The sequence below is a fragment of the Rhizobium sp. WYCCWR 11128 genome, from assembly GCF_013416305.1.
Lineage (GTDB): Bacteria > Pseudomonadota > Alphaproteobacteria > Rhizobiales > Rhizobiaceae > Rhizobium > Rhizobium indicum.
Genome location: NZ_JACCEZ010000011.1, coordinates 35,554 through 59,355 on the forward strand (window position 1 = coordinate 35,554; position 23,802 = coordinate 59,355).

General features: G+C 62.7%; 18 protein-coding genes and 1 riboswitch. Of the genes, 5 read left to right on the forward strand and 13 right to left on the reverse strand.

Features of this window, described 5'->3' with window-relative positions; all coding sequences use genetic code 11:
• Positions 1-68: 68 nt before the first annotated feature.
• From atzF to HX898_RS26680, 8 genes are all read right to left on the reverse strand, one after another.
• Entirely contained in the window at positions 69-1,874 is a 1,806-nt protein-coding gene (atzF, locus tag HX898_RS26645) for an allophanate hydrolase (RefSeq protein WP_180196257.1), read from the reverse strand.
• A 1-nt stretch (position 1,875) separates the two neighbouring features.
• Complete coding sequence (gene uca / locus HX898_RS26650) at positions 1,876-5,415, reverse strand: urea carboxylase (protein WP_180196258.1); 3,540 nt, start codon at positions 5,413-5,415, stop codon at positions 1,876-1,878.
• A gap of 3 nt (positions 5,416-5,418) precedes the next feature.
• Positions 5,419-6,069 carry an urea amidolyase associated protein UAAP2 gene (locus tag HX898_RS26655; RefSeq protein ID WP_018516560.1) on the reverse strand — a complete coding sequence of 217 codons (651 nt, stop codon included), beginning with the start codon at positions 6,067-6,069 and terminating at the stop codon, positions 5,419-5,421.
• 12 nt (positions 6,070-6,081) lie between these two features.
• Positions 6,082-6,903: an urea amidolyase associated protein UAAP1 gene (locus tag HX898_RS26660; RefSeq protein ID WP_180196259.1), complete on the reverse strand. Its 822-nt coding sequence runs from the start codon at positions 6,901-6,903 to the stop codon at positions 6,082-6,084.
• Entirely contained in the window at positions 6,900-7,730 is an 831-nt protein-coding gene (locus HX898_RS26665; protein ID WP_180196260.1) for an ABC transporter ATP-binding protein, read from the reverse strand. The genes HX898_RS26660 and HX898_RS26665 overlap by 4 nt, the downstream gene beginning before the upstream one ends.
• A complete protein-coding gene (locus HX898_RS26670; RefSeq protein ID WP_180196261.1) occupies positions 7,727-8,545 on the reverse strand; it encodes an ABC transporter permease subunit in 819 nt (272 codons plus the stop codon). The genes HX898_RS26665 and HX898_RS26670 overlap by 4 nt, the downstream gene beginning before the upstream one ends.
• 65 nt (positions 8,546-8,610) lie before the next feature.
• Positions 8,611-9,684 carry a putative urea ABC transporter substrate-binding protein gene (locus HX898_RS26675; protein ID WP_047622182.1) on the reverse strand — a complete coding sequence of 358 codons (1,074 nt, stop codon included), beginning with the start codon at positions 9,682-9,684 and terminating at the stop codon, positions 8,611-8,613.
• Positions 9,685-9,758: 74 nt separating this feature from the next.
• A riboswitch (guanidine-I (ykkC/yxkD leader) is annotated at positions 9,759-9,867 on the reverse strand.
• Positions 9,868-10,079: 212 nt separating this feature from the next.
• Entirely contained in the window at positions 10,080-10,997 is a 918-nt protein-coding gene (locus tag HX898_RS26680; RefSeq protein WP_105010139.1) for a helix-turn-helix domain-containing protein, read from the reverse strand.
• A gap of 86 nt (positions 10,998-11,083) precedes the next feature.
• On the opposite strand from HX898_RS26680, the gene HX898_RS26685 reads away from it, so the two are divergent.
• From HX898_RS26685 to HX898_RS26705, 5 genes are all read left to right on the forward strand, one after another.
• On the forward strand, positions 11,084-12,358 hold the full coding sequence (locus tag HX898_RS26685) for an extracellular solute-binding protein (protein WP_075223652.1): 1,275 nt from the start codon (positions 11,084-11,086) through the stop codon (positions 12,356-12,358).
• A gap of 83 nt (positions 12,359-12,441) precedes the next feature.
• A complete protein-coding gene (locus tag HX898_RS26690; RefSeq protein WP_017992298.1) occupies positions 12,442-13,302 on the forward strand; it encodes a sugar ABC transporter permease in 861 nt (286 codons plus the stop codon).
• A complete protein-coding gene (locus HX898_RS26695; protein WP_138333984.1) occupies positions 13,299-14,135 on the forward strand; it encodes a carbohydrate ABC transporter permease in 837 nt (278 codons plus the stop codon). Before HX898_RS26690 ends, HX898_RS26695 begins: the two co-directional genes overlap by 4 nt.
• A 24-nt stretch (positions 14,136-14,159) precedes the next feature.
• On the forward strand, positions 14,160-15,242 hold the full coding sequence (gene ugpC / locus HX898_RS26700) for a sn-glycerol-3-phosphate ABC transporter ATP-binding protein UgpC (RefSeq protein WP_180196262.1): 1,083 nt from the start codon (positions 14,160-14,162) through the stop codon (positions 15,240-15,242).
• 39 nt (positions 15,243-15,281) lie between these two features.
• Positions 15,282-17,285, forward strand: coding sequence for an aldo/keto reductase (locus HX898_RS26705; protein WP_180196263.1), 2,004 nt, complete (start codon positions 15,282-15,284; stop codon positions 17,283-17,285).
• A gap of 43 nt (positions 17,286-17,328) precedes the next feature.
• Here HX898_RS26705 and cydX read toward each other — a convergent pair whose 3' ends face one another.
• From cydX to cydD, 5 genes are all read right to left on the reverse strand, one after another.
• A complete protein-coding gene (gene cydX, locus HX898_RS26710; protein ID WP_017957645.1) occupies positions 17,329-17,451 on the reverse strand; it encodes a cytochrome bd-I oxidase subunit CydX in 123 nt (40 codons plus the stop codon).
• Between the two features lie 100 nt (positions 17,452-17,551).
• Complete coding sequence (gene cydB, locus HX898_RS26715; RefSeq protein WP_180196264.1) at positions 17,552-18,706, reverse strand: cytochrome d ubiquinol oxidase subunit II; 1,155 nt, start codon at positions 18,704-18,706, stop codon at positions 17,552-17,554.
• Between the two features lie 6 nt (positions 18,707-18,712).
• Entirely contained in the window at positions 18,713-20,293 is a 1,581-nt protein-coding gene (locus tag HX898_RS26720) for a cytochrome ubiquinol oxidase subunit I (RefSeq protein WP_180196265.1), read from the reverse strand.
• Positions 20,294-20,368: 75 nt separating this feature from the next.
• A complete protein-coding gene (locus HX898_RS26725) occupies positions 20,369-22,060 on the reverse strand; it encodes an ATP-binding cassette domain-containing protein (RefSeq protein WP_180196266.1) in 1,692 nt (563 codons plus the stop codon).
• Positions 22,057-23,802, reverse strand: a complete 1,746-nt coding sequence (gene cydD, locus HX898_RS26730) for a thiol reductant ABC exporter subunit CydD (RefSeq protein WP_180196267.1) — start codon at positions 23,800-23,802, stop codon at positions 22,057-22,059. The genes HX898_RS26725 and cydD overlap by 4 nt, the downstream gene beginning before the upstream one ends.

Sequence of the window (23,802 nt, forward strand, 5' to 3'; positions counted from 1 at the left end):
CGGCCAGACCGTCCCGCAGCAGATCGATCAGGCGCCAGACGAGTTTTGCCGCCATGTTAGGCCTCCTCTCAGCTCGCCAGCTTGGCGCTGATATAGTTGCGCCAGCCGCCAAGTGCGGTGATTTCCTCGGCACCTTTCACCGCATGCGCCTCGCAGACGAAGCCAGAGACGCTGGGACCGTCTTCGAGCGTCAGCTTACCGATGCCGAGGGGTGCCGGAATCTTCTGGACGAACCTGCCGAAAGCATCGGCCGGCAGTGCCCAGACCTCGACCTCCAGTCCCTGACCCTTGTGGCCGGGCTCGCGCAGCAGCCCGGGTTTCGGCGGCGTGGTATTGGGTAAGACGAAGAGGCGATAATCGCCGGCCGTGCGGCAGGTCTTGACCAGACGCCCGCCTGCGCCTGCCAGTTCGTGATTGAGCGGCATGCCGGTCAGATGCGCACCGACGACCGCAATTTCGATAAAACCGTCATCGCCGGGCACAACACGGCTTGCTTCGGGGATCGCAGCCTGCCGGTCGATGCCCATGCCGGAGCTTGCCGCGCGGTGCAGCGCGTCGGCAAGCGGCGCCAGCGCATCGTCGGTGAAGGCAGGTGCGATGACGGTAACGCCGCCCGGTAAGCCACCTTTTCCGAAGCCGGCCGGAACGGCGATCGCTGCGCAATCGAGCAGGTTGACGAAATTGGTGTAGCGGCCGAGGCGACCGTTCAGCACGACGGGATTGGCCAGCATATCCGCAACGGTGTAAGTGGTCGGTGCGGTCGGCAGCAGAAGCACGTCGGCCTTTTCCCATTCGGCCTCGGTCTTGCGACGCAATTCTTCCAGCCGGTATCGGCCGTTGAAAGCCTCGACCGCGGTCTTACCCTTGGCGCCCTCGATAATCCCTCTGACCGTCGGGTCGAAATCGGCCGCGTTGGTGGCAAGGAAGGTCTCGACCGCCGCCAGGCGTTCGGCGACCCACGGCCCGTCATAGAGAAGCGCGGCCGCCTCGCGGAATGGCGCGTAATCGAAAGGCACGATGGTCGCACCGAGCGCTTTGGCCCGTTCGATCGCCTGGTCGTAGAGCGCCTCCACCTCCTTGTCGCCGAAGAACTCCCGTTCGGCATCGGTCAGGACGCCGATACGCAACCCCGATACCGGCAGGTTGGCCGGTTTGGCGCGACGGGAGAAAGGATCGGCAGCGTCGAAACCCTCGGCGACCTTGCGGATCGCGACGCCGTCGCCGACGGTCGCGGCAAAGATCGTGATGCAGTCGACGCTCTTGCAGGCCGGCATAGCGCCAGTATTCGGCAGAAGACCCGGCGTCGGCTTGATGCCGACCAGATTGTTGAAGGCGGCGGGCACGCGGCCGGAACCCGCCGTATCCGTGCCGAGCGCGAAGGCCGCCAGGCCTGAAGCCACCGTGACCGACGATCCGGAGCTCGAACCGCCGGAGATATAGGCCGCATCGAAGACCGAACGCGGCGCGCCATAGGGCGAGCGCGTGCCGTTGAGGCCGGTCGCGAATTGGTCGAGATTGGTCTTGCCGATGATGATGGCGCCGGCCGCCTTCAACCGGGCAACGACGGTGGAGTCGGCTTCCGGCCGATACGCATAGGCCGGGCAGGCCGCGGTCGTCGGCAGGCCGGCGGCATCGATATTGTCTTTGACGGCGAAGGGAACGCCCCAGAGCGGCAGGCTGTTTGCCTCAGGCGCGCGCGCCATCAGCGTTTTCGCGGCTGCACGCAGCTCCTCGTCCGGCACCGGGGTGATGAAGATTGCCGGATCCTTCGAGGCGGCGCGGCGGGCGATCACCTCTTCGATGGCGTCGAGCGGCGTCAGGCCGGATTGATAGGCGGCGCGAAGGCTTGAGAGATCGAGGATGGTCGGCAGCATGTCAGCATTCCTCCAGAACGACGATGATATCGCCGGCTTTGACGTTTCTTCCCGGCCCGGCGCGCAGGTCGCGGACGCGGCCTGCCGCATGGGCGGTGACGTTGATTTCCATTTTCATCGATTCGATGATGGCGAGTGTATCGCCGGCCGCAACCGAAGCACCCGGCTCGACCAGCAATTTCCAGATATTGCCGGGCACGGCGCTGGCAACACCGAAGCAGCCGTCGGGAATATCCCCATCCGGACTTTCGCCCGTGCCTTCATCGGTGACGAAGCTGTCGAGCCCGGCTTCCTTCCAGCGCTGGCGCTCAGTATCGAAGGCGGCCTGCTGCGTTGCTTTGAAGCGACCGATCGACGCTGCGTTCGCCTGCAATTCTCTCTCATAGGCAGCATAGGAGAATTCCGTCTCCTCGATCCGGATCGGATAGCCGCCGTGCGGGAAGGCGGCGCGCGCCTCCGTCAGTTCCTGATTACTAACAGGGAAGAAACGGATCTGGTCAAAGAAGTTCAGCAGCCAGGGCTTGCCCCTGGCGAAGGCCGGTGTCTCCCGCCATGTGTTCCAGACCTGGATGGTGCGGCCGAAGAGCTGGTAGCCGCCCGGTCCTTCCATGCCGTAGATGCACATATAGGCGCCGCCGATGCCGACGGCGTTCTCAGGCGTCCAGGTGCGGGCGGGATTATACTTCGTCGTCACGAGGCGATGGCGTGGATCAACAGGGGTCGCAACCGGCGCGCCAAGATAGACATCGCCGAGACCGAGCACCAGATAGCTGGCATCGAAGACGATATCGCGAACTGCCTGTTCGTCGGGAAGGCCGTTGATGCGGCGGATGAACTCGATATTCGACGGGCACCAGGGCGCATTCGGGCGCACGAGCTCCTGATATTTGCGCATCGCAAGCTCCGCATCCGGATCGTTCCAGGAAAGCGGCAGATGCACGATGCGGCTCGGCACCGTGACCTCCTGTGCCGCCGGCAGCGTCGCCTCGATTTCGGAGAGCAGCCCGAGCAGGCGCCGGCGCGTCAGCCGCGTGCCGTCATAATGGATCTGCAGCGAGCGAATACCGGGGGTGAGGTCGACGACGCCGGGGTGGCGGGCCTCCACGACCGCCTGCATCAGCAGATGCACCCGCAGCCGAAGCGCGATATCGAGCGCCATCGGCCCATATTCGACGAGCAGATTATCATCGCCCTGGCGGCGATAGACGACGGAAACCGGGCCGTCGTCGCTAATGCCGACGATCGGCGAGCCCGTCTCTTCCACGACCCGCCGCACCGCGGGGCCAGCGACGGGGTCCTCCGGCCGCACTACTGCATGAAAACGGATGCGGTCGCCGGGCTTAAACTGGCCCATCTTCCACTGTTCGTCGCGGGCAATCACCGCCGGGCAGACGAAGCCGCCAAGGCTCGGACCGTCGGGGCCGAGAATGATCGGCATATCGCCGGTGAAATCGATCGCCCCGATGGCATAGGCATTATCGTGCAGGTTGGAGGGGTGCAGCCCCGCCTCACCGCCGTCGCTACGTGCCCAAACCGGGGCGGGACCGATGAGGCGAACGCCGGTGCGGGCGCTGTTGAAATGCACCTCGTAAGCCGTCGAAAACAGCGTCTCGATATCCCCATCCTGAAAGAAATCGGGAGCCCCGTGCGGGCCATAGACGACGCCGACATCCCATTCGCGCGTCAAGACGGCTGCCTCCGTCGCTGGTCTCACCGGTTCGGCCGGTACTTGGCGGGCAAAGTGCAGCACATGCCCTGTCTTCAGGGTGCCGGTGGCGTTGCCGCCGAACTGACCAAGACCGAAAGTCGCCCGCGAGCCGAGCACAACGGGAGCGGCAAAACCACCGGCGACGGCGAGATAGGCGCGTTGTCCCGGTCCTTCGATCGTACCGATCGACAGAACCTGACCGGCACGGATCAATACCGGGGTGTCATGCGGCAATTTTACGCCGTCGCATGTCATCGCCATCCGGGCGCCGGCAAGCGCGATCGTCTGGTCGGCATAAAACCGCAATGTCGGGCCGGAAACCGTCAATTCGAGCGCAGCCGTCACGTCGGCATTGCCGACCAACCGGTTGGCATGGCGGAAGGAGCGCTCGTCCATCGGCCCGCTCGGCGGCACGCCGACATGCCAGAGGCCGAGCCGGCCCGGCAGTTCCTGAATGCTTGACTGCGCGCCAGGCGCGAGAACCTCGACGACATCCGGAATGAAGGCGAAGTCGCGCAGCGCCGTCGTTGCCACCTTGGCGCCGGCAAGCAATTCGGAAGCGGCGATCGTTCTCAAATAATCGAGATTGGTCTCGATGCCTGATATCGACGTTTCGGCGAGTGCTGCCTTCAGCATCTCGATCGCCGCCGGCCGGTCTTCCGCCGCCACGATCAGCTTGGCAAGCATCGGATCGTAGAAGGGCGTCACCTCGGTTCCCGTCTCGATCCAGCCGTCGACGCGGGCGCTTTCCGGAAAAATGACTTCGGTCAAAAGGCCGGCACTCGGGCGAAAATCGGCATGCGGCATCTCGGCATAGATCCGCATCTCGATCGCCGCACCCTTCGGCGTCAGGGCCTTAGCACCCGAGAGCACGTCCTCGCCGGCCGCCTGCCGGATCATCCATTCGACGAGGTCGATGCCGAAGACGGCTTCTGTGACGGGATGCTCGACCTGAAGGCGGGTATTGACCTCGAGGAAATAGAATTCCTCGCGCTGGGGGTCATAGATGAATTCGACAGTGCCGGCCGATTCATAGGAGACCGAGCTTCCCAAATCGACCGCCGCCTTGTGCAGGCGCGCCCTTGTCTCCGCGGAAAGGCCAGGCGCAGGCGTCTCCTCGACGACCTTCTGGTTCCGCCGCTGCAGCGAGCAGTCACGTTCGCCGAGCGCAATCACTCCGCCCTTGCCGTCGCCGAAGATCTGCACCTCGACATGGCGCGCTTCAGCAACGAAACGCTCGATGTAAACGCGCGCATCCCCGAAGCTGGCGCGCGCGGTCCGCTGCACGCTTTCGAAGGAAGCCTTGAGGCCGGCCGCATCGGCGCAGAGCTGCATGCCGATGCCGCCGCCGCCGGCTGTGCTTTTCAACATGACGGGATAACCGACGGTCTCGGCAGCCGAAAGCGCCTCGTCAACACTCTGCAAGAGATCGGTTCCGGGCAGCAGCGGCACGCCGCTCGCTTTCGCCAATTCGCGCGCCGTATGCTTCAGGCCGAAGGCCGATAGATGCTCCGGCCGCGGGCCGATGAAGGCGATGCCTTCAGCGGCGAGCCGCTCGGCAAAACCGATATTCTCCGAGAGGAAGCCGTAGCCTGGATGCACGGCCTCAGCGCCCGTCGCCTTGCAGGCAGCAATGACGGCATCGACGTCAAGATAACTTTCGGAAGCAGGCGCCGGGCCGAGGCGGACGGCCTCATCAGCGGTCAGCGCCGGCTTCGAGAACCGATCGGCATCGGAATAGACGGCGACCGAGGCAATGCCCATCCTCTTCAATGTGCGGATGACGCGGACGGCGATCTCGCCGCGATTGGCGATAAGAACCTTGGTGAACATCGATCAGTCCTCACCGTCCCAGATCAGCACCCGGATCGGCGTCGGATCGAAGCCGTTGCAGGGATTGTTGATCTGCGGGCAGTTGGAGATGACGCAGAGCACGTCCATCTCCGCCACCAGCTCGACATAGTCGCCGGGCGCGGAAATGCCGTCGACAATGGTCATCTCGCCGTTCGGCTTGATCGGCACGTTCATGAAGAAATTGATGTTCGGCACGATATCGCGCTTGCTCATGCCGTGTTTGGTCACCTCGATCACGAAATTGTCGCGGCAGGCATGCAGGTATTTGGTGCCGTGGCCAAAGCGCACCGTGTTGCTCTCGCAGGAGCAAGCGCCGGCTGATGTATCGTGGCGGCCGCAGCTGTCGGCCGTCATGACCAGCATGACGTTGCCTTCGTTCGAGATGATCTTCGTGCCGGTGCCGATATAGGCGCCACCTTGCGCCCGCATCGTATCCTGGTTGGAATACCGCTCGGCAAAGTCATCGGCGCGATAAAACAGCGTGTCGATCGCCTGTTGGCCGTAGCTGTCCTCGATGCGGATGGTCTGACCCTTGCGCACGATGCCGGACCACGGCGCTTCGGCCGGGATGAAATGTTCCTGCACGGCATTTTCCAGGCTGCGCGAAGCTGAAGTCTTGATGAAATCGGTCATCGTCATCCTCCCTCAGGCCAGCATCGAGGCGTTGTTCTCGAAGCCGCGAAGGGCTTCGGCGGTCGCCGTGCGCGAGAGGTCGTCGATTGCGGGGGCGGGGGCGCGAAAGCGCGTGACGATCACCGGCTTCGGAGCATAGACCGGGTCGGGATCGAGCGGATGCGGACAATTGGAAAAGCCGACGATCATGTCCATTTCGGCGCGCAGTTCGGCATAGTCGCCGCTGTTGGAGAGTTTGCCGCGCCAGTGGAAGCCACCGTCATCGTCGACGCGGACGGGAGCGAAGAGATTGAGAATTGCGGGAATATCGCGCCTGGTGAGACCAAGCTTGCCGGCGACGAGCACGAGATTGTCGCGGGTGTTGCGGGTCTTGACGCCGGGATATTTTGCAGTGTTCGAAGCTGCCGTCGAGCCGCCCATCAGGCAGTCATGCGCGCCGGAACTATCCTCGATTAGCGAAAACATCACCCGGCCCATATCCGAGAAGATGACGCGGCCCTTGCCGAGGGCGGTCGTCCACTGCACCTTGACCGTATCGACGAGGTTGAGCCGTTCGCTGGTGTCAGTGGCATTCCAGGCGACGAGCGCTACAGTCGATCCGCCTTCGCCCTGATCGATGCGGAGAGCCTCGCCGCGCTTTAGCGCGGTCGACCAGTACCAGCCGCCGGGGATGGTTTCCTGATGGATGATCGCGGCAGCATCAATTGCGGGGGCGGGAAGGGGGCTCGGCGCCGGCAGGGCCTTTGGGGCAAATTCCAGCCCCTTCTTCTGATGTTCCTCGTAGCGCTGCCGGTTGGCGGCAATTTCTTCGGGCGAACGTCTGACATGCATCATGGTTTTTCTCCTGACGGACTGGAAGCCGGGTCGTCCCGGCGAAGGCCCAGAGAAATGACCGGGCCGTCCCGGTCGGGGCTGAAGATGGAGGGTGCGCCAGCAAGCCTGGGCGGCCAGATGGAAATATCCTTGGTGATCGTCGCGCCGTAGCGCTCCTTTTCCTCCGGACGGTCGCGCTTGCGCTCGAAGGCGACGACGCGCGTCGCCAGCGTGAAGGCCTCGCGCATGTCGTGGGTCACCATGACGACGGTCATCTGCGTTTCGTGCCAGAGCCGCTTCATCAAGGTGTGGATTTCGGCGCGGATGCCGGGATCGAGCGCGCCGAAGGGCTCGTCGAGCAGCAGCACCTTCGGCTTCATGATCAGGGCCTGCGCCAGCGCTAGGCGCTGCTGCATGCCGCCGGATAGCTGCGCCGGATATTTGTCTTCGGCTCCGGAGAGGCCGACTTCGCCGATCAGCCGCCGCGCCTCGTCGACCGCGTTGCGCCGGGCGGCGCCTAAGAGCTTGGCCTTATAGCGGGAAGCGGATAATTCCCGCCCGAGCAGCACATTGCCGAGCACGGTCAGGTGCGGGAAGACGGAATAGCGCTGGAAGACGACGCCGCGATCCGGCCCCGGCTCCTGCGGCAGCGCTTGCCCGTCGAGCAGGATCGTGCCTCGCGTCGGCCGCTCCTGGCCAAGCAGCATGCGCAGGAACGTCGACTTGCCGCAGCCGGACGGACCGACAAGGGCGACGAAGGCGCGCGAGGCAACGGTCAGCGATACATTTTCGAGGACGATCTGATCGCCATATTCTTTCCAGACTTTTTCGATCACCAGTTCGCTCATGCCTGCTTCTCCAACTCAGACCAGGGGAAGACGGCAATGCGGATGCGATCGAGGATGTAGTTCATGACCACGGCGAGCAGCGTGATCCAGACGACATAGGGAAAGATGACGTCCATCGAGAGATAACGGCGGACGAGGAAGATGCGGTAGCCGAGGCCGGAATCCGACGAGATCGCCTCGGCGGCGATCAGGAACAGCCAGGCGGGACCGAGCTGAAGCCTGAGGCAGGTGATCAGCCGCGGCAGGATCTGCGGCAGCACGACGCGAAGGCCGATCTGCCAGGAGGAGCCGCCAAGCGTTTCAGCCTTGACGATCTGTTCGCGCGGCAGCTCCAGCGCCTTCAGCGCAAGGTCGCGGATCATCGTCGGCGCAACGCCGATGACGATGAGAGCGATCTTCGAGGCTTCGCCAAGCCCCATGGCGATGAAGAGGATCGGCAGCAGCGCCAGCGGCGGCACCATCGAGATAACGGCGACGAAGGGCGAGAGCAGCGCCCGGAGATACGGCAGCATGCCGATCAGCATGCCGATGATGAGCGCGGTGACTGTGGAGATACCGAGGCCGGCCAACAGCCGGATCAGGCTCGCACCCGTATCGGACCAGAGCAGGTATTGTCCGGTGCGCGGATCGGCGATGAAGGCCAGGCGATCGATCGCATCGGCAAAACCGGCAAGACCGGGCAGCAGCTTGTCGTTGGCGTTTTCCGCCAGCCGTGCCGCCGAGCCGAAAGTATAGGCAACGATCAGCAGCACGAAGGGCAGCAGCGTCAAGGCAAGCTGCGCGCCCCGGCTCGGCCTCGTGTTGATCCAGCGCATGAGGAAAGCTCCGCTGATGAAGGTTGGGCGGCACGGTCAAAACCGCACCGCTGCTTTGAGATCGCTTAGAGCGAACCGTCGGCGGCTGCCTTCATGTAAGTCTCGGTGAAGCGCAGCTTGACGTTGCCACTATCGCCGAGGATCTTGCCATCAGGCATTTCAATGCCGATGACGTCGGCGGACGGCGCGCCATTGCCGAGCAGGCCTTTTTCGAACAGGAAGTTGCGGACAAGATCCATTGTCTTCGGCAGGCTGCCCGAGGCTGTGAAAGCGACGGCATCGGCCGGCTTGGCAAACAGCTTGGTTGCGGCAAGCTGGGATTCGAAACCCTTGAGATCGGTGCCGGATGCTTGGCCCATCGCCTCGCGCGCGGCCTTGCCGTCGGCGCTGTCGGCAGTCAGGAGTGCTGCGGTCTCATACCAGATGCCGGCGAGCGCCTTGCCGAAATTCGGATTGTCCTTGAGCACACCTGAATTGGCGACCATCAGGTCGATGATCTCGCCCGGCACCTGCGAGCTGTCGAAGACCTTCTTGGCCGTGGGATCTTCGAGGATGGTCGAGACCAGCGGGTTCCAGGTGACGACGGCGGTCACGTCAGCCGTCTTATAGGCGGCGACCATATCGGCGTCGGAGGTGTTGACCACCTTGACGTCGCGCTCGGTCAGCTTGATGCTTTCGAGTGCGCGGGCCAGCAGATAATGCGAGACGGAAAATTCGACGAGATTGACGTTCTGTCCCTTGATGTCGGCAAGGCTCGCCTTGTCCTTGAGGATAACGGCATCATTGCCGTTCGAGAAGTCACCGACAATCACGGCCGTGGTATCGACGCCGCCGGCAGCCGGGATCGACAGGCCGTCCATATTGGTCAGCGTCACGGCGTCGAAGGCGCCTGCGGTATACTGGTTCATCGATTCGACGTAGTCGTTGAACTGGGTCACCTCGATCTTGATGCCGTATTTGTCGGCCCATTTCTTGACGATGCCGTGATCAGCAGCATAACCCCAGGGCATCCAGCCGACATAGATCGACCAGGCGACCTTGAAATCGGTCTTCTGTTCGGCCTTGGCGATGGAGCCGAGTCCGAGCGCCAGAGACGCCGTCAGTGCGGTAATCGATAGAATCTTCGAAAAAGTCTGCATTGAAATTCCCCTTTTGCTTTTCTTCAAAAGGGATCGGCAATGACCATCGTGCCGCCAATCCCTTGGCTTACGAGGTCTCCCGGGCTTTTGTCCCGCCGTGCACCCGGCGGGATGTCTCCCCTGCCGGTGGTAGCTCTCGGACCAGCCACGCCTTGCGACGCCGGAACCCTAGCCACCAACTCTGCAACTATCGAAGCAAAGTGCGTGCCAAATTATAAATCATTGATTTTATTGAGAGTGCGATGGCACCAATTCCCTGGCAAATGCAATAGTGCATGCACTTGCACAGAAAATGGGCACATTCTGCCGCCACCTTAGGCGTTGGTTCTTTTTTGCCCAGTGAAAAATAAGTCGCAGGCAGACGCACAGAACGCCGAATTGCGGCTGGCCCTGAGCTAGTTCCGGAAAGCGCCGGCAGGGACCGTGGTCACCAGCCGGATATCGCGGCGAAAGTCCGACGGCGACATACCGGCGATGTGGCGGAAGGATTTGTTGAAGGCGCTGATCGAGCCGAAGCCGCTGTCCATCGCCACCTGCAGCACGTTGGCGCCCTCACTCATCAGCATCGCCTGGGCGCGCGACAGCCGCAATAGCGTCACATATTTGCTGAGCGTCATGCCGGTTGATCGCTTGAAAAGGTTCATCGCATATTTCGGATGCAGGTCGGCGGCGCGGGCGATGTCGACCGAATCGATGTCGTGCAGGAAATTGGCGGCGATGAAATCGCACATGCGCGCGACGCTTCGCGAGGAATGCGGGTGCGGGTGATCGCCTTCGAGACTGATGATGGCCTGCGACGTCATCGAATAAGGTTCGAGCGCGATCCGCTCGATGCGCAGCAGCAACTCGTCGACGGCGTGCTGGGCCTTGGCGGCATCGCCGGAATTGGCATAGCGGAACCAGCGGGTGAAGTTTTCGTTGTCGGCGGCATCGGTTGCTGAGGTCAGCAGCGTCTCACCCTTCATAAGCCGGCTGGAAACGCTGATCGGCAGGCGCAGCCGGAAGAAATAGACGAGAGGCAGATGGGCGCCGGCATAGAGCGAATCGTCTGAGGATTCGTCCATCTGATGCGGCTGACCACCCCAGAAGAGGCACATTTCGCCGGCGTTCAGCCGGAATTCGTGGTCGCTCATCCGGTAGTGCACGGTGCCGCGCATCACGTAGTTGACCTCGACCTGCGCGTGCCAATGCGGCATGGCCATGACAGGCGGATGGGCATGAAACATCTGCAGCGCTGTCGGCAAACCCTCGATACTGCTCGCGCCGGGCTGATAGATTGCACGTGTGCCGACCTTACTTTCCGCCAAATTCATGTTCCCTTTTTAGGAGACACCCGCTCCCTTACAGATAGTCTAACCGTGTTCGTGAAAGATCGGCAATTGAAAAGGGAGGATTTTCAATGCGCTTCAAACTTCTCGCTGCGACCGCAGCTGTCGCAGTGCTTGCTTCCGGCTCCGCATACGCGCAGTCGGCCAATCTCACCATCTGGAGCTGGAATGTCGCCGCGTCGGCATTGAAGTCCACGCTTCCAGGCTTCAACAAGCAGTTTCCCGATATCAAAATCACCGTCGAGGACCTCGGCAACAGCCAGGTCTTCGACAAGACGCTCGCTGCCTGCGCTGCCGGCGGCGACGGCTTGCCTGACATTGTCAGCATCGAGAATTTCGAGGCTGAAATCTTCTGGAGCCGTTTCCCGGATTGCTTCGCCAATCTGAAGGAGCTCGGCTACACGGCCGACATCCAAGCGAAATTCCCTGATTTCAAGCGCACCGAGCTTGAAGTCGGCGATGTCGCCTATGCCATGCCATGGGATTCCGGCCCTGTCGCCGTCTTTTACCGCCGCGACCTCTACGAAAAGGCCGGCGTCGATCCGAGCACGATCAGCACCTGGGACGACTTTATTGCCGCCGGCAAAAAGATTTCCGCCGCCAATCCCGGCGTCGTCATGGCGCAGGCCGACTTCAACGGCGACAGCGAATGGTTTCGCATGATCGCCAACGAACAGGGCTGCGGCTACTACTCGACCGACGGCCAGAATATCACCATCAACCAGCCGGCATGCGTCGCTTCGCTGCAAAAGGTGAAGGAGATGAAGGATGCCGGGACGCTGACGTCGGCCAACTGGGACGAAAAGATCCAGGCCAATACCGCCGGCAAGGCCGCAAGCCAGCTGTATGGCGGCTGGTATGAGGGCACCGTGCGCTCGACCTCTCCCGATCTCAAGGGCAAGTGGGGCGTCTACAGAATGCCGAGCCTGACGGCCGATGGCCCGCATGCGGCCAATCTCGGCGGTTCGTCGCTCGCCATTTCGGCGACATCCGCGAATAAGGAAGCCGCCTGGAAATTCGTCAACTACGCCCTCGGCACGGATGAGGGCCAGATCACCATGCTGAAGGAATTCGGTCTGGTCCCGTCGCTGCTTTCGGCTGAGAAGGATCCCTTCGTCAATGAGCCGCAGCCCTATTGGGGCGGCCAGAAGGTCTGGGCGGATATTCTGGCGACACTGCCGAAGATCGTGCCGAGCCGAGGCACCGCCTTCCAGAGCGATGCGGAAGCCATCTTCAAGGCAACGCAGACGAAGTTCTTCGCTGGCGGCTATCCCGATGCGAAGGCGGCTCTCGACGACGCCGCCAACCAGATCGCTTCGGCGACCGGCCTGCCGATCGCGCAATGAATGACGATGCCGGGCGCTTCAGGCGCCCGGCTTTCCCCCGGTTTGCAAAGCGGCCGGTCATTCGTTCGTGAGGAGGAGGCTTGATGCCGTTCAGAACCCGGAGCGCCTATGCGTTCCTCGCCCCCTATCTGCTGGTCTTTGCCACCTTCTGGGTCTGGCCGATCATCAATTCGTTCCTGATTTCGTTTCAGAACACCCGAATCAATCCGTGGAAATTCAGTTTTCAGGCCAATTGGGGCCGGCTCTTCTATGACCCGGCTTTCTACAACGCTCTCTACAATACGCTGATCATCCTGTTGATCCAGGTGCCTGTCATGATCGCGCTTGCGACCGTTATGGCGGTAATGCTCAATTCGCCGCTGCTGAAAGCGCGCCCGCTCTTCCGCTTCGCCTTCTTTGCCCCTGTCGTCGTCGGCGAAGTCGCCTATGCCGCGGTGTTTCGGCTGATGTTCAGCCTCGATTTCGGCATCATCAACAAGCTGATCTCAGCCGTCGGCCTCAGCCCGGTCTCCTGGTTCGACAATGCGAATGCCGCCATGGCGCTGATCATCCTCGCCGTCACATGGCGCTGGGCCGGCTACAACGCGATCATCATCCTCGCCGGTCTGCAGTCGATTCCCGATGATGTCTACGAGGCAGCGACACTCGACCGGGTGAGCAAGATCCAGCAATTCTTTCACATCACCCTGCCGCTGCTGAAACCGATCATCCTCTTCTGCGTGGTGCTCTCGGTGATCGGCACCATGCAGCTGTTCACCGAGCCGTTCCTGATCACCAATCGTGGCGGTCCCGGTGGCGGCACCGAGACGCTCGGCCTGCTGCTTTATCGCCAGGGCTTCACCTCGCTGAACTTCGGCTATGCCTCGGCGATCGCCTATACCATGGCTGCCCTTGCCGTGGCGATCTCGCTTCTCAATCTCTGGGTCGGGAGGGATCCGAAATGAAGTCCAAATCGCAATCCCTTCTGCTGCGCCAGATCGCGTTGCATGCCGCACTAGCGCCGCTTGCGATAATCTGGCTGTTTCCGCTCTGGATGATGTTCGTCTTCTCGACCATGCCCGACAATGGCATCTTCAGCCCTGACATCGTGCTCTGGCCATCGACGAATTTTGTCGAGAATTTCAAGAACCTGCAGGCCGATACCGATTTCATCGGTGCGATGGTGATCTCCATCGGCGTCGCGCTCATCTATACGGTCCTGTCGGTACTGCTGACCTCGATGGCGGGCTGGGCGCTGGCGCGTTACCGTTTCGTCGGCCGCTCCATCGTCATCGCCATCATCCTCGGCACGATCACGCTGCCGTTTTCGGTGGTCGTCATCCCACAATTCATCATGGTGGCACGCGAATTCAAGCTGGCAAACACCTGGGTGGCGCTGATCGTGCCACCGCTGTTCAATTCGCTCGGGGTGCTGTTCATGCGGCAATCCTTCTCGATGATGCCGGGCGAGCTCTTTGATGCGGCCCGGGTCGAAGGCGTCAAGGAATGGCAGATCTTCTTGCGCATCGCCCTGCCGCTGGCGCGCCCAACCATGGCCGCACTGGCGATCATCCTCTTCCTCGCCTCCTGGAACAACTACCTCTGGCCGCTGCTGATCAATTCCAGACCGGGAATGATGACGGCGCCGGTGGCGCTCGGAACGCTGATCGGCCTCACCAAGGTCTCCTGGGGCGGCATCATGGCCGGCGCGGTACTGCTGACGGCGCCGATCCTCGTCATCTTCGTGGCTCTTCAACGCCATTTCATCGCCGGCATCGCGGCCGGCGCAATCAAATAATCGGGCAAATAATCGGGAGGCTGCATGGCAGAGCTTTCACTCAGCAACATCGTCAAGCGCTTCGGCGGCTTTGAGATCATCCACGGTGCCAATCTGGAGGTGAAGGACGGCGAATTCGTCGTCTTCGTCGGCCCGTCCGGCTGCGGCAAGTCCACACTGCTCAGGATGATCGCCGGCCTCGAGGACATTACGTCAGGCGAGCTTCAGATCGGCGGCAGGGTTGTCAACGACGTCGAGCCGGCCGATCGCGGCATCGCCATGGTCTTCCAGTCCTACGCGCTCTATCCGCACCTGACCGTCGAGGAAAATTTGAGCTTCGGCCTGCGCATGAACGGCAATCCGAAGGCCGACACCGAGCGGCGCGTGCGCCATGTCGCAGAGATCCTGCAAATCACCGAGCTGATGAAGCGTCGGCCGAAGCAGCTTTCCGGCGGTCAGCGCCAGCGCGTCGCGATCGGCCGCGCCATCGTCCGCGAACCACAGGTCTTCCTGTTCGACGAACCTTTGTCGAACCTCGACGCCGAACTGCGCGTGCAGATGCGCGTCGAAATCTCCAGGCTGCACAAGAAGCTCGGCACGACGATGATCTACGTCACCCACGACCAGACGGAAGCGATGACGCTCGCCGACAGGATCGTCGTGCTGCGCGCCGGCAATATCGAGCAGATCGGCGCGCCGCTCGACCTCTACGATGATCCTGCCAATCAGTTCGTCGCCGGCTTCGTCGGCTCGCCGAAGATGAATTTCCTCAAGGCCGTGGTGGTTGAGACGCGGCCGGGCAGGGCGGTGATCGCGCTGGAAAGTGACACCAAAACGCGCCTAACGCTGCCGGTCGCCGATCCCATCGAAGCCGGCGCAAAGGTGACGCTCGGCATCCGTCCCGAACATTTCGTCGATGCGGGTACGGGCGATGCCGACCTCACCGTCACCATCGACGTCGCCGAACACCTCGGCAACACCAGTTACATCTACGCCACCATAGGCCCCGAGCAACTGATCATCGAGCGGCCGGAATCGCGCGTCGCCGGAAATCGCGACACGCTGACAGTCGGCCTTCCCGCCAACCGCTCATTCCTTTTCGACGGCGCCGGCAAGCGGCTTCGCTGAACTAAAATCCCAGGACAGAAAGACGAAAGAGGATTTTCCATGACTTCAGATCAACCGATCCGCTGGGGCATCATCGGCCCCGGCACCATCGCCCGCACCTTTGCAGACGGCGTCGCTCATTCGCGCACCGGCAGACTGGTGGCGATCGCCACCCGCAATCCTGCAAAGCCGGGTCTTGCCGAAAATTTCCCCGGCGCCCGCATCGTCGATGGTTACGAGGCGTTGCTCTCCGATAAGGAGATCGATGCGATCTATATCGCCGTCCCCCACACCGGCCATGCCGAATGGGCGATTAAGGCGGCACGTGCCGGCAAGCACATCCTGGTGGAAAAGCCGATCGCGCTGTCGGCCTACGATGCCGAAGCCGTTTACTACGAGGCGAAAAAAGCCGGCGTTTTTGCCGGCGAGGCCTTCATGTACCGCGTGCATCCGCAGACGGAGAAGCTGGTCGAACTCGTCAAAAGCGGCGCCGTCGGCACCGTTCGCATCATCCGCTCGAGCTTCGGCTTCAACATGGGCAGCTATAAGCCGGAACACCGGCTTTTCGCCAACGACACCGCCGGCGGTGGCATTCTCGATGTCGGCGGTTATCCGGTCTCGATGGCCAGACTGATATCAGGCGCCGCGGAGGGCAAGGCCTTCCTCGAACCGGAGAAGGTCTCGGGCGTCGCCCATCTCGGCCAAAGCGGTGTCGATGAATGGGCATCGGCCGTGCTCAAGTTCCCGAACGAGATCATCGCCGAAGTCTCCTGCTCGATCATGGCGCAGCAGGACAATGTGCTGCGCATCATCGGCTCGGAAGGCCGGATCGAGGTTCAGGACTTCTGGTTCGCCTCCGGTCACAAGGGCGGCGTCGGCAAGATCGAGATCTTCAAGGGCGGCAAGCAGGAAACCGTCGAACTCAGGGAGGATCGCTGGCTCTATTCCTTCGAGGCGGATGCGGCGGGCGATGCCATCCGCGCCGGCAAGACCGAATTCAGCTCTCCCGGCATGAGCTGGGCAGATTCGATCGGAAACCTGCGTGTGCTCGACCAGTGGCGTGCCTCGGTCGGCCTCGAATACGGCGTGGAAAAAGCCAGCAAACGCACGACAAACATTGCCGGCGGCGCGATCGCGCGCGGCAACAGCGTTCCGCAACGTCAGATCCCCGGCATTTCCAAGCCGGCGTCGGTTGTCACACTCGGCTTCGAGTTCTTCCCGAACTTCGCCGCCGCCTCGCTGACGCTCGACGCCTTCTACGAAGCCGGAGGCAATGCCTTCGACACCGCCTACGTCTATGGCGGCGGCAAGACGGAGGCGATCTTCGGCGACTGGCACACCAGCCGCAAGGTGCCGCGCGAGGAGATCGTGCTGATTGGCAAGGGCGCGCATTCGCCGCTCTGCTATCCCGATATGATCGCAAAGCAGCTCGACCAGTCGCTTTCCCGGCTGAAGACCGACTATGTCGATATCTATTTCATGCATCGCGACAATACCGACGTGCCGGTCGGCGAGTTCGTCGATGCCATGGATGCCGAGGTCAAGCGTGGACGCATCCGCGGCATATTCGGCGGCTCGAACTGGACGCGGGCCCGCTTCGACGAAGCGATCGCCTATGCCGAAAAGACCGGCAAGGCGGCGCCAGCGGCACTCTCCAACAACTTCTCGCTCGCCGAAATGCTCGATCCGATCTGGGCCGGCTGCGTTGCCGCTTCCGATGACGACTGGAAGAAATGGCTGAACGAGAAGCAGATCCCGAACTTTGCCTGGTCGAGCCAGGGCCGCGGCTTCTTTACCGACCGCGCCGGCCAGGACAAGCGGGACGATGAGGAGATCGTGCGGGTCTGGTATTCCGAGCGCAACTTCGGACGCCGCGACCGTGCTATCGAACTGGCAAACAAACTCGGCCGCAATCCGATCCACATCGCACTCGCCTATGTGATCGCCCAGCCTTTCCCGGTCATTCCGCTGATCGGGCCGCGCACCGTCGCCGAGTTGGAAGACAGTCTCTCGGCGCTCGACATCAAGCTCACACCCGAGCAGGTGAAGTGGCTGGAAGGCTGAAGCAACAGGAAAGGGCGCGGTTTGAACCGCGCCCTTTGCATTTCTACTTGCGCGGCTCGGAAGCTTTCTTCCTGGCCGCGTCGTCCATCAGCTCATACCACATGGCGTTGAGGACGGCGAAGGCGGCGGCCAGCGGCAGGCCGAGGATCCATGCAAAATACCACATCGTTTGGTCTCCCTCAGAGCAATTCCAGGAAAAGTGCGAAGCGGTTTCCCGTCCGGAATTGCGTAAAAACAAAAGGTTAGAGCGGTTCTACTGAATCGCTCTAGTAAGCGTGGCTATTTTTATCGGTGATCGACTTCTCATCGACCTTGCCCCACAGAACCTTGTAGACCCAGGCTGTGTAGGCGAAGATGATCGGCAGGAAGATCACCGTCACCACAAGCATGATGAACAGCGTCATGTGGCTGGAGGATGCATCCCAGACTGTCAGGCTCGATCGCGGATCGAGCGAGGAGGGCAGGATGAACGGGAACATCGACAGGCCGACCGTCGAGATGATCCCGAAGATTGCCACCTTGCTGAAGAGCAGCGTCATGACCTCGCGCCTTGCCCGCATGGCAATGAAGGCCAGTGCCGCGCCGACGAAGCCGAGGACCGGTGCGATGATCATCCACGAATGAGCGCCGTAATTGGCAAGCCACGCGCCTTTCTCCAGCGCCACGGTCTTCAGCAGCGGATTGGAGGGGCCGATCGGGCTGATATCGCTGGTGATGCGATAGCCGCCGACGCCGATCCACAAGAAGAGGCCGCCGAGTGCGAAAAGCACGATGACGGCAAGGGCGGCGATGCTGCCATAGCTCCTGGCACGCACTGCGACCGGGCCACTCGACTTCAACACCAGCCATGCCGCACCATGCATCGTCAGCATCGATAGGGAAAGCAGGCCGCAGAGCAGCGCATAGGGGTTGAGGAGGGCGAAGAACGAGCCCTCGTAGAAGATCCGCATATCGTCGGCAAAGCGGAAGGGTACGCCCTGCAGCACATTGCCGACGGCAACGCCGAAGATCAGCGACGGCACGAAACCGCCGACGAAGAGCGCCCAGTCCCAGCCGCTCCGCCAGCTGGCGCTTTCTCGCTTCGAACGATATTTGAAGCCGACCGGTCGCAGGATGAGCGCGAAGAGGATCGCGAACATCGCCAGATAGAAGCCCGAAAAGGAGACAGCGTAAAGCGGCGGCCAGGCGGCGAAGATGGCGCCGCCCCCGAGGATCAGCCAGACCTGGTTGCCTTCCCAGGTGGCGCCGATGGTGTTGATCGCCACGCGCCGTTCCGTATCGGTCCGGGCAACGAAAGGCAGAAGCGTGCCGACGCCGAGATCGAAGCCGCCGGTCGTCGCAAAAGCGATCAGCAGGACGCCAAGCAGCAGCCACCAGATGAGACGCAGGGTTTCATAGTCGATGAGTTCGTGAAGGATCATGGCAGGTCACTCCGCGGCCGGGACGAGGGTTTCGGAAATCAGAACAGCTTCCGGCTCGTCGTCCGGCTCCGGTCCTTGCTTGATCGCCTTGATCATCAGGCCCATCTCAATGACGATCAGTGTCGTGTAGAGCGCCGCAAAACCGATGATGGTCAGAAGCACGGTGCCTGCGCCGAGGCTGGAGACGGCGGCTGCCGTCGGCAGGACGCCTTCGATCACCCAGGGCTGGCGGCCGAACTCGGCGACGATCCAGCCGAGTTCGATGGCAACCCAGGGCAGGGGAATGGCAATCACGGCAATCCTTAAAAGCAGCGGATACTTGTCGAGATGGCGGCGCGCCGACAGCCAGAAGAAGGTGGCGGTCAGCAGGATGAAGAAGATACCGAGACCGACCATGATGCGGAAGGACCAGAAGAGCGTCGGCACGTGCGGTATCGTATCGCGTGCGGCCTGAACGATCTGTTCCTCGGTCGCCTGACGCGGATCGTCGACATAGCGCTTCAGAAGAAGAGCATAACCGAGATCATGGCCGAGATCCTCGAAGGAGGTGCGCACTTCCTGAGCAACCTGATCCTGTGCCGATGCCGAACGGATCTGCATCAGAGCGTCGTAGGCCTTGATGCCGTCCCGGATCCGGGTTTCGGCCTGCTGTTCGAGCTTGTCGATGCCGGGGATTTCGGTGGTCAGCGACCGCGTGCCGATCAGGCCCATGACCCAGGGAATATGCACGGCAAAATGCGTTTCGCGCGCCTCCTGGTCGGGGAAGCCGAAGGCGGTGAACGCCGCCGGCGCCGGCTCCGTCTTCCACATGCCCTCAATCGCGGCAAGCTTCATCTTCTGGTTCTCGGTCGCGAGATAACCGCTCTCGTCGCCAAGCACGACGACTGATAGAGCCGAGGCGAGGCCGAAGGAGGCCGCGACCGTCATCGAGCGCTTGGCAAGCTCGATATGCCGGCCCTTCAGCACATACCAGGCAGAAACGCCAAGCACGAAGATCGAGGCGCAGACGTATCCCGCCGATACCGTGTGGACGAATTTTGCCTGGGCAACCGGATTGAAGACCACGTCGAAGAAGCTTGTGATCTCCATGCGCATCGTCTGCGGATTGAGCGCCGATCCCACGGGGTTCTGCATCCAGCCATTGGCGATCAGGATCCAGAGGGCGGAAAAATTCGAGCCCAGCGCCACCGCCCAGGTGGCGACCAGATGGCCGACCTTCGACAGCTTGTCCCAGCCGAAGAAGAACAGGCCGACGAAGGTCGCCTCGAGGAAGAAGGCCATCAGGCCTTCGATCGCCAGCGGCGCGCCGAAGATGTCGCCGACATAATAGCTGTAATAGCTCCAGTTCATGCCGAACTGGAATTCCATGACGATGCCGGTGGCAACGCCGAGCACGAAGTTGATGCCGAACAGCGTGCCCCAGAATTTCGTCATCTGCCGCCAGATCTGGCGGCCGGTCATGACATAGACGGTTTCCATGATCGCCAAGAGCACGGACAGGCCGAGCGTCAAGGGCACGAATAGAAAGTGGTAAAGCGCCGTCAGCGCAAATTGGAAGCGCGATAACGCGACGATATCTAGTTCCATTGTTTTTCTCCCACGGTCCCACGGGGTACAGGGCGTTCCTCAGCGCCGACCGGCGCGTGAGGGCATGCAGTTCGCTCAGTCCGGCCGAAGCCGGTCGAGCGCCTTTTCGAACGCCGCCTCTCCGCGGCGCGAAACTTCTATGATGCGGCCGCCTTCAATGACGGCGATGCGGTCGGCGATTGATGCCTCCCGGCGGATATGCGTGGCGATCACCAACGAGCGGCCCGCCGCCATGGCCGACAGACGGCTGAGCACGTCTCGGGCGGTGACGCCGTCAAGGCCCTCGGTCGGCTCGTCGAGAAGCCAGAGCGGCGTGTCGCGGAGGAAGAGCCGGGCAAGCGCTAGCCGGCGCGACTGGCCACCGGAAAGACCGAGCCCGCCTTCGCCGAGCCGGGTATCGATCCCCCCAGGCATGGCCTCGATATCGGCAAGCAGGCCGGCGGCGGCGAGCGTTTCGAGAAGACGGGCCTCGTTCGCATCCGGGTTTGCAAGGAGCAGGTTGCCGCGCAGGCTGTCCTCGAAAAGCTCCGTCCGTTGCGTCAGCAGGGTCGCCGTCATCGCGGCAACATTTCCGGTCCTTGCCGGCAATTCACCGGAAAGGAGAGTAAGCAGGCTCGACTTGCCGGCGCCGCTGCTGCCGATGATGGCTAGACATTCGCCTTGTGCAAGCCCGAGCTCGATGCCCTGAAGCGCCGGCACGGCGGAATTTTCATGGAAGGCCGACACCTTCGCCAGCGAAAAGGCGTATCCCGGCAACGGCGGCGCCAATGGTTCGGGTGCCGCCGCGACGGCAAGCCGCGGCGCGATGCGCCTTGCCGCAAGCAGCGTCCGCCCAAGTTCCAGGGCACCGCGGCGGAGCGCTGCGAAGGGTTCGACTGCCGCAAAGGCGACAAGCAGGCCGAGCGCGGCGACAGGGGCGGTGATCGCCTTCGTTTCCGCAAGTGCTGCGACGGCAAGCAGTGATGCCGTCAGCAGCAGGGTGGATACGAGGCCGAAGCCGAATGTCAGGCCGGTCTCGACGCGGTTCAGCCGGTCGTCGGCGCGGGCGCAGTATTGGTCTGCCGCGGCAATCGTCTCCCTCTGTGCGGCAAGTCGGCCGGCCATCAGCAGATCGGTCTGGCCGGCAACGAGATCAATCGTCCGCGACCGCAGCGCCTCGATGCCATGGGCGCGTTGGCGGGCATGTTTGCGCGCCGCCCGGCCAGCGATCAACGGCAGGCCGAGGCCGGCACCGGCGAGAAAAAGGCCGAAGCACAGGCCGAACACGGGATGCATCAGCCCTAGCACGAGGCTTGCCGCCAGCGCTGCACCGATCGCCGCCGCAGCCGGCACGAGGATGCGCAGGTAGAGGGAATCGAGCGCATCGATATCGGCCGTCAGCCGGAAGAGCAGCCGTGCCGGACGATGGAGCAGGGCGCGGGCAGCACTCGGTTCGGCAAAACCGCGAAACAGCCTTTCGCGCAGGGCGGCGAGCACGCCGAGCGTTGCGTCATGGGTCGCAAGCCTTTCGCCGTAGCGCGCGGCCGTACGGACGATGGCGAGCAGGCGGATGCCGGCTGACGGCGCAAAGACGTCGAATGTGATGGCGGCAGCAGCCGAAAGGCCGGCGAGTGAGGTGGCGGTGATGAACCAGCCGGACAGGCCGAGCAGGGCGATGCCGGCCGTTACCGTCGCTGCAGAAAGTGCCGCGCCGAGCAGCAGCGCACGCCGGCGCTCGGCAAGGAACAGACGCAGGATCGGCTTGAGGTCCGCAGCAAATCCGCTCATTCGGCGGCCTCCCTGATAACGATGCCGGCATCGACGCGCTTGGCGCGATGCATGCGGGCAGCAAGCAGCGGATCGTGGGTCGCAACGATCAAAGTGCGACCCCTGGCGAGCGAAAGCAGGCTCTCGGTCACCTCGGCGGCGGTGGCGGCGTCGAGATGTGCGGTCGGCTCGTCGGCCAGGATGATCCGGAGATGCGGATTGCAGGCCGCCCGCGCGATCGCCAGCCGCAGCGCCTCGCCGCCGGAAAGCCCGATCCCGCCTTCGCCGAGCGGCCGGTTGCCATAGGCGGCGGCGACTTTTCCGAGCCTGGCGACGTCGAGCGCATCCGTCACGTCGCCGCGCAGGATACCGGGCCTGCCGAGCGCGATATTGCCGGCGATGGTGCCTGCGAAAATATGCGGTCTTTGGCCGATCCATGCCATGCTGGCGCGCAAGGCGTGGGCGCTATCGTCCACAAGTTCGATGCCGCCGATGACGATGCGGCCACCGGTACAGGGCGCCAGTCCTGATATGAGCGAAAGAAGCGTCGACTTGCCGGAACCGCTAGCGCCGAGAAACGCCAGATGTTCGCCGGCCGCGATATCGAGGTTGAAATCGTCGAGGATCAACGGTTCGTCGGCGTTGTAGCGGAAATCGACATTCTCAAGACGAATGGCCGGCGCTTCGGCGACGGCAGATGCCGCTGGCGCGACTTCGGCTGCTCCTCGGATGGACAGGCTGCCGGCAGCGAGGGTGTCCAGGGCCTTCAGCGCCGCTTCGCCGGCCGCCCGATCGTGCCAGACGGCCGAGAGTTCGCGCAGAGGCTCGAAGAAGGCTGGTGCGAGCAGCAGGATGAACAGTCCCTCGGTCAGATCGAGCCGGCCTACCCAAGTGCCGAAGCGGATCTCGCCGAGCAGGCTGAAGCCGACATAGACGGCAATCATCGCCACGCCGAGTGCGGCGAAAAGCTCGAGCACCGCCGAGGACAGAAAGGCGATCTTCAGCACCGCCATGGTGCGCGCACGCAGCGACTCTGCCTCCGACCGCAGGCGGAGTGCCGTTGCATCGACTGCGTCGAGCGAACGGATGGTCGCCAGTCCGCGCAGCCGATCGAGCAGGAAGCCGTTGAGGCCACCGGTCGCGGCGAGTTGCCTTTCGCTGGCCGCCTGGGCACGCCAGCCGATCAGCGCCATGAAGATCGGGATCAGCGGCGCGGCAAACAGCAAAACCAGAGCCGCGATCCAGGAGACCGGAAGGATGAAGGCAAGGATAATGAGCGGCACGAGGCTGGCCTTCATCCGTGCCGGCTGGAAACGGGCGAGATAAGGCACGATCAGCTCGGCCTGTTCGCCAATGACACTTGCCGCTTTGCCGGAGGCAGATCGGTCGCGATCGACCGGCGACGACACGGAAAGTGCCGCGGCGGCGATCTGCCGCCTGCGGCTGAGTTCAGCGCGGGCGGCTTGAAAAGCCAGGCGGCCGCCAGCCGCATCGAGACAGCTTCTTGCAAATCCGAGGGCGAGGATACCGAGGGCGGGCCAGAGAACGTCATGCAATCCGCCGCCATCGGCGATCCGGCCGACCGAGACGGCGAGCAATGCCGCCTGCGGGATCCAGATGGCGGCGGCCATCGCCTGCAGCATTGCCGCTCTGCGCAGCCCACCTTTGACATTATCGGGGCCAGTGACAGGCGAGACAGTATCGCCGTCCGGCACCGGCTTGGCGCCCCGTCCGTCCTTCGCGTCGAAGAAAGCAGTGCCCAT

Coding starts and splice junctions, on each gene's coding strand:
- atzF (WP_180196257.1), bottom strand. CDS start 1,874: ATGCTGCCGACCATCCTCGATCTCTCAAGCCTTCGCGCCGCCTATCAA.
- uca (WP_180196258.1), bottom strand. CDS start 5,415: ATGTTCACCAAGGTTCTTATCGCCAATCGCGGCGAGATCGCCGTCCGC.
- HX898_RS26655 (WP_018516560.1), bottom strand. CDS start 6,069: ATGACCGATTTCATCAAGACTTCAGCTTCGCGCAGCCTGGAAAATGCC.
- HX898_RS26660 (WP_180196259.1), bottom strand. CDS start 6,903: ATGATGCATGTCAGACGTTCGCCCGAAGAAATTGCCGCCAACCGGCAG.
- HX898_RS26665 (WP_180196260.1), bottom strand. CDS start 7,730: ATGAGCGAACTGGTGATCGAAAAAGTCTGGAAAGAATATGGCGATCAG.
- HX898_RS26670 (WP_180196261.1), bottom strand. CDS start 8,545: ATGCGCTGGATCAACACGAGGCCGAGCCGGGGCGCGCAGCTTGCCTTG.
- HX898_RS26675 (WP_047622182.1), bottom strand. CDS start 9,684: ATGCAGACTTTTTCGAAGATTCTATCGATTACCGCACTGACGGCGTCT.
- HX898_RS26680 (WP_105010139.1), bottom strand. CDS start 10,997: ATGAATTTGGCGGAAAGTAAGGTCGGCACACGTGCAATCTATCAGCCC.
- HX898_RS26685 (WP_075223652.1), top strand. CDS start 11,084: ATGCGCTTCAAACTTCTCGCTGCGACCGCAGCTGTCGCAGTGCTTGCT.
- HX898_RS26690 (WP_017992298.1), top strand. CDS start 12,442: ATGCCGTTCAGAACCCGGAGCGCCTATGCGTTCCTCGCCCCCTATCTG.
- HX898_RS26695 (WP_138333984.1), top strand. CDS start 13,299: ATGAAGTCCAAATCGCAATCCCTTCTGCTGCGCCAGATCGCGTTGCAT.
- ugpC (WP_180196262.1), top strand. CDS start 14,160: ATGGCAGAGCTTTCACTCAGCAACATCGTCAAGCGCTTCGGCGGCTTT.
- HX898_RS26705 (WP_180196263.1), top strand. CDS start 15,282: ATGACTTCAGATCAACCGATCCGCTGGGGCATCATCGGCCCCGGCACC.
- cydX (WP_017957645.1), bottom strand. CDS start 17,451: ATGTGGTATTTTGCATGGATCCTCGGCCTGCCGCTGGCCGCCGCCTTC.
- cydB (WP_180196264.1), bottom strand. CDS start 18,706: ATGATCCTTCACGAACTCATCGACTATGAAACCCTGCGTCTCATCTGG.
- HX898_RS26720 (WP_180196265.1), bottom strand. CDS start 20,293: ATGGAACTAGATATCGTCGCGTTATCGCGCTTCCAATTTGCGCTGACG.
- HX898_RS26725 (WP_180196266.1), bottom strand. CDS start 22,060: ATGAGCGGATTTGCTGCGGACCTCAAGCCGATCCTGCGTCTGTTCCTT.
- cydD (WP_180196267.1), bottom strand. CDS start 23,802: ATGGGCACTGCTTTCTTCGACGCGAAGGACGGACGGGGCGCCAAGCCG.